5 protein-coding genes are annotated in these 5524 nt (G+C 70.5%); 1 reads left to right on the top strand and 4 read right to left on the bottom strand.

All coding sequences use genetic code 11. The annotated features are described in order from the left end of the window. Positions 1–330: 330 nt before the first annotated feature. Entirely contained in the window at positions 331–645 is a 315-nt protein-coding gene (locus AC08ON_RS00350) for a hypothetical protein (RefSeq protein WP_476616268.1), read from the bottom strand. On the opposite strand from AC08ON_RS00350, the gene AC08ON_RS00355 reads away from it, so the two are divergent. Beyond that, positions 626–1528: a hypothetical protein gene (locus AC08ON_RS00355; RefSeq protein WP_476616269.1), complete on the top strand. Its 903-nt coding sequence runs from the start codon at positions 626–628 to the stop codon at positions 1526–1528. The two genes, AC08ON_RS00350 and AC08ON_RS00355, sit on opposite strands and share 20 nt — an antisense overlap. 81 nt (positions 1529–1609) lie before the next feature. Here the strand turns inward: AC08ON_RS00355 and AC08ON_RS00360 are convergent, their stop codons facing one another. The 3 genes from AC08ON_RS00360 to AC08ON_RS00370 all read right to left on the bottom strand — a co-directional run. After that, positions 1610–2626, bottom strand: coding sequence for a polyprenyl synthetase family protein (locus AC08ON_RS00360; protein WP_476606902.1), 1017 nt, complete (start codon positions 2624–2626; stop codon positions 1610–1612). Positions 2627–2633: 7 nt separating this feature from the next. Beyond that, entirely contained in the window at positions 2634–4169 is a 1536-nt protein-coding gene (nuoN, locus tag AC08ON_RS00365; RefSeq protein ID WP_476606904.1) for an NADH-quinone oxidoreductase subunit NuoN, read from the bottom strand. A gap of 41 nt (positions 4170–4210) precedes the next feature. Beyond that, a partial coding sequence (locus tag AC08ON_RS00370; protein WP_476616270.1) for an NADH-quinone oxidoreductase subunit M occupies positions 4211–5524 on the bottom strand: 1314 nt, incomplete at its 5' end.

Consider the following 5524-nt stretch of genomic DNA (forward strand, 5'->3'; position numbering starts at 1 on the left):
CGGCCGGGCAGAGCCCGCATTACCACAGAACTATGTCATTGATAATGCCGCTTGGCAGCTATCTGCCGGGGAGTGCGCCGCTCCGGCACCTTCCGGTAAGGTGACATCGCGCGTGGGGGTGCCGTGTGGCCCGGGGGGGCTCACAACACCGATGCAGCCGGAGGCGCAGTGCGGGTTCATCGAGCCCTATGCCCGCGGTCCGTGGCGAGTCCGCGTTCGCCCAGGGGCACCATCAACATGACCGTTCCGATCACGGCCGGTCGCGCCGGGCAACCCCGCGACTCGGTCGGCGTCGTCGTCCGGACCGCTCCCGGAGGTCGCCGTGGGTAATCATTCGGCCGGTCGGCATTCACGCCAGCGCCAGGGAGCCGCCAGGCAGGCCACCGGCCGCCATTCGGCTGCGGCGCCGACGACCTCCACCGCGGCGGCCGCGTCGGTCCCACCGCCGACCCCGCCACGGCCCCCGGTCGCCCCACCCGGCGAGCTCGACACGATCACCGGCCCGCTGTCGGTGAGCACCTCCGCCCGCCAGGCCCGGGAGGCCACGGCCAGCCGGGTCGGCGATGCCGCCCAGCGTCGCCGGCCGCTGGACACGCTGTCCCGGACCGGCCGGCCACGGTTCACCATGACAGCCACGACAGCCACGACAGCCACCGCCGGGGTGCAAGCCGGCGGCGCCCTCGGCACCCTCTATGATCCCTTCCACGTTCCCGGGCCCGCCGCCCCCGCCGCGAGCCACCGGCCCGCCGACGTCCATCCGACGAACCCGCCCGCCGGGAGCCCCGGCCGGATGCCCGGCGCGCACCGGGCACCAGCCGATAGGCGAAGCAGCGGGCGGGTGCGGCTCGCCGCGGCGGGAACCGTCTTGCTCGCCGGGCTGTCCGCGCTGGTCGCCGGCGTAGCCCTGGGCGGCGATCCGACGGGCGCCACGACCGGCCCGAACGCCGGCGAGGCGCCTCGGGTCCAGTACACGGGTGGGGCCGCCTTCGGTTCCTCCCAGACGCAGGCCTCCCGCGACCGTCCGCAGGCCGCCTTGCCCACTCCGTCCCAGGCGCTGCTGGCGCCGAGCACGAGCCAGGCCGGCCTGGGCGCCCACCCTGGTAGTCCGTCCGGGCGGTCAGGTTCCTCCCACGCCACCGGCGAGGCCTACCTGGGCCCCGGCACCTCGCCGATCCCAATCGTGCCACTGACGCCGCGGGACGAGCTCAGCTCACCCAGCACGAGCCCCACCGACCTGCGTACCATCGCGCCCAGCCCGACGGAGAGCGCCGGCACGGCCACGACATCGCCGTCGCCGATCGACTCGTGGCCGTGGGGCGACCCGACCCCCTCGACGAGCCCGACGCCGACTTCGGCCGGTGGCTCCCTGCCGTTCCATCCAACGCCGATCGACGTCACTCCGCTGCTCGGGACATTTTTCGATACGCAGACCGGTGCCACGAAGGGCCACGCCGACCCAGCCGGAACCACATACACCTGTACGCAGTCCGCAACCACCGCCACGGCGGCGGTCGCGGCGGGACACTGACCCAGGAGGACCTGGCGACCTGGCCAGATCTCACCAGATCCGGCCAGGTCGCCGGATTTCCGGGCGCTCCCCGCGCCACGCTCAGCCGGTGCGGTCAACCACGAAGTCCGCGAGGGACTCCAAGGCGGTCTTCGCCGGATTGTCCGGCAACGACGCGAGGCATTCCCGCGCCCGGCTCGACCAGGAGATAAGTTCCGCCCGGGCCCGGGCCATGCCCACGTGGCCGCGTAGCAGATCGAGAGCCTCGCCCACCCGGTCCTCCGTGTTCCCGTCGCCGGGGGCGAATCCGGTGGTGATGAGCTCCCGGAGCCGTCCCGCCGCCCGGTCGTCGGCCTGCAGCGCGTAGAGCACCGGCAGGGTCGGGATTCCCTCCCGCAGATCCGTGCCGGGCGTCTTGCCGGAGTCCACCGGGTCCGAGACAACGTCGATGATGTCGTCGGACAGCTGGAAAGCCACCCCGAAAAGCTCCCCGAAGGTCGCGAGGGTGTCGACGGTGATCGGGTCGGCGCCCGCCAGCATGGCACCGAGCCGACCCGAGGTCGCGATCAGCGAGGCGGTCTTGTCCGTGATGACCCGCAGATAGTGCTCGACCGGGTCCTGCCCGGGCGCCGGGCCCACGGTCTCCCGGATCTGCCCCTCGCACAGGGTCGCGATCGTCCGGGCGAGGATGCGGGTCGCCTCCGGGCCGAGGTCCGCCGTGATGTCGGAAGCGCGGGCGAACAGGTAGTCCCCGGTGAGGATGGCGACCGTGTTCGTCCACCGCGTGTTCGCGGAGGCCGCTCCCCGCCGCCGCGGCGCCTCGTCCATCACGTCGTCGTGGTACAGCGTCGACAGATGGGTGAGTTCGATCGCCACCGCCGCCGGCACCACGCCGACGGCCTCGGGATCGGCGAACTGCGCCGCCAGCAGCACGACGATCGGACGGAAACGTTTCCCCCCCGCGTCGACAAGATAGCGGGAGGTCTCGGTCACGAAGGCGGATTCGCTGCGCACCGACTCGCGCAGCAGATCCTCCACCCGGGCGAGACCCACCCGCACGGCCTTTTCCAGATCAGGATCGGTCCTGATCCCCACGACGTCCAGCCCGATAGCGCTCATACCACCGTCAGCGTACGAAGCCGGACGTCGCGGCGGTCGTCGCGAGGTCCAGGAGTGGCTGTGGCGCTACTCCCAGTACAAGAGTAGCCACGGTACCGATGGCGACCGCGACGAAGGTCAGCGTCGGGCGGGTCACCACCACCGGCCCCTCGGCAAGCGGCTCGGAGAAGAACATCAGCACGATGACCCGCACGTAGAAGAAGGCGGCGATGGCGCTGCACACCAGTGCAACGACTACCAGCGGGGTGGCGTCCCCGGCGATCGCGGCCTGGAACACCGCGAACTTCCCGGTGAACCCGCTCGTCAGCGGGATCCCCGCGAGCGCGAGCAGCAGGAACGAGAACGTCCCGGCCAGCAGGGGCGAGGTCCTGCCGAGCCCCCGCCACTGGGACAGGTCACCGGCCTCGCCGTCGCCGGTACGGACCAGGGAGACCACGGCGAAGGCGGCGATCGTCGTGAAACCGTAGGTCACCAGGTAGAACATCGAGCCGCGCAGGCCGTCGGTGTTGGTGCCGGCGAGGCCCACCAGCAGGAACCCGGCGTGCGCGATCGCCGAGTAGGCCAGCATACGCTTGATGTCGCGCTGGGTCAGGGCGAGCACCGCGCCGACCACCATGGTGAGGATGGCGATCGTCCACAGGATTGGTCGCCAGTCCCAGCGCAGCCCTCCGAAGGCTACGTAGAAGACCCGCAACAGGGCACCGAACGCGGCGACCTTCGTCCCCGCCGCCATGAACGCGGTAACCGGCGTCGGCGAGCCCTGGTAGACGTCCGGCGTCCAGGAGTGGAACGGCACGGCGCCGATCTTGAAGAACAGCCCCACCGCCAGCAGCGCGAGCGACAGATAGAGGTAGGTGTCGTTCGCACCGGCGTTGCTGACCGCGTCCGCGACCGCCCCGAGCTCCACGCTGCCGGCAAATCCGTAGGCGAACGCGACGCCGTAGAGGAAGAAGGCCGAGGAGAACGCCCCGAGCAGGAAGTACTTCATCGCCGCTTCCTGCGACAGCAGCCGGCGGCGCCGGGCGAGCCCGGCCAGCAGGTACAGCGGCAACGAGAGGATCTCCAGCGCCACGAACATCACCAGCAGATTGTTCGAGGCAACGAAGAGCATCATCCCGGTGACCGAGAAGACCATCAGCGGATACGCCTCGGTCTGCACGTCTGCCGAGGTCTGCTGCGCCGTCGATCCCTTCGAGCCCGGGGTGATCGCGGCCGAGGCCACGATCGCCCCGCCGGACGAGTCAAGCTGGCGTTCGGCCACCAGCAGCACCGACAGCAGGGCGAAGACCAGGATCGTGCCCTGCATGAACAGGGTCGGCGCGTCGATCGCCAGCGCACCGGAGGCGAGGATGGCCTGCCGGCCGTGCAGCACCGCCACGGCCACGAGCGCGGCGACGAAGCCCGCACCCGCCAGGATCGGTTGGAAGGTCCGCCGGGCCCGCTTCGTGGCGAAGGCGTCGACGAGCACCCCGACGAGCGCGACCCCGAACACGATCAGGATCGGGCTGAGCGAGGAGTACTCGATCGACGGCGGTGTGATCATCGGGTTCGATCCCTGCGCCAGGAGAAGGTCGGGTGTGGCGCTCACGAGTGGCCTCCGGACTCCGCGGCCACCGAGTGCGTCGGAGCCGGGTCAGACTTGCCGATATCGGCGTAGGTCGCCGTCACCGTCGGCGTGATGATGTCGAGCAGCGGCTTGGGGTAGACCCCGAGCGCGACGATGAGCGCGACCATCGGGGCGACGACGAGCTTCTCGCGCAGGCTGAGGTCGACCAGGACCTTGTTCTCCTCGTGCACCACCGGTCCGGTCATCGTCCGCTGGTAGAGGTACAGGATGTAGATCGCGGCCAGCACGATGCCGGTGGTCGCGACGATCGCCAGCGGCCTGTTCCGGGTGAACGTCCCCACCAGCACCAGGAACTCGCTGACGAAGCTGTTCGTTCCAGGCAACGCCAACGACGACAGTCCGGCGACGAGGAACACCCCGGCAAGCACCGGCGTCACCCTGGCCAGGCCGCCGTAAGCACCGACGTCACGAGTGCCGCGGCGCGCCACCAGGAAGCCCACGACCATGAAAAGCAGGCCGGTGGACAGGCCGTGGTTGACCATGTAAAGCACCGCGCCGCTGCCCGCCTGGGAGGTGAAGGCGAAGGTGCCCAGCGCGATGAAGCCGAAGTGGGCCAGCGAGGTGTAGGCGACCAGCCGTTTCATGTCCCGCTGCCCGATGGCGAGCAGGGCGCCGTAGAAGATGCCGATCACCGCCAGACCAAGCACCAGCGGGGCGAAGTAGTCGGCCGCGTCGGGGAACAGCGGGATGCAGTACCGGATCAGTCCGAACGTGCCCACCTTGTCCAGTACCCCGACCAGCAGCACCGCGCCGCCGGTGGGCGACTGCGCGCCGGCGTCGGGCAGCCAGGTGTGGAACGGGAACAGGGGGGCCTTGATGGCGAACGCCAGGAAGAAGCCGAGGAACAGCAGCTTCTGCACCCCGGGGGTGATGTCCATCTGCCGCAGGGTGGCGAAGTCGAAGGTTCCGCTGCCGAGGTTGTCGGCGGAGACGACGTACAGTCCGATCACGGCAGCGAGCATCAGCAGGCCGCCAAAGAGGCTGTAGAGCAGGAACTTGACCGCCGCGTAGGAGCGCTGGGCCTGCTCCCGGACCGGGCCGTAGCTCCCGATGAGAAAGTACATCGGGATGAGCATCGCCTCGAAGAAGACGTAGAACAGGAAGACGTCGGTGGCGGCGAACACGCCGATCATCCCGGCCTCCAGCGCCAGCAGCAGCGCGAAGAACGCCGGGACCGACCGCCTGCTCCGCATCCCGGCGCCGTCCGCCCCGACGGCGGCCGCGCCGACGCCGTCCGCCCCGACGCCGTCCGCGCCGGTCGGGTCCGCCGC

The sequence above is a fragment of the Frankia sp. CoWAU3 genome, assembly GCF_977971855.1.

Coding starts and splice junctions, on each gene's coding strand:
- AC08ON_RS00355 (WP_476616269.1), top strand. CDS start 626: ATGACAGCCACGACAGCCACGACAGCCACCGCCGGGGTGCAAGCCGGC.
- AC08ON_RS00360 (WP_476606902.1), bottom strand. CDS start 2,626: ATGAGCGCTATCGGGCTGGACGTCGTGGGGATCAGGACCGATCCTGAT.
- nuoN (WP_476606904.1), bottom strand. CDS start 4,169: ATGATCACACCGCCGTCGATCGAGTACTCCTCGCTCAGCCCGATCCTG.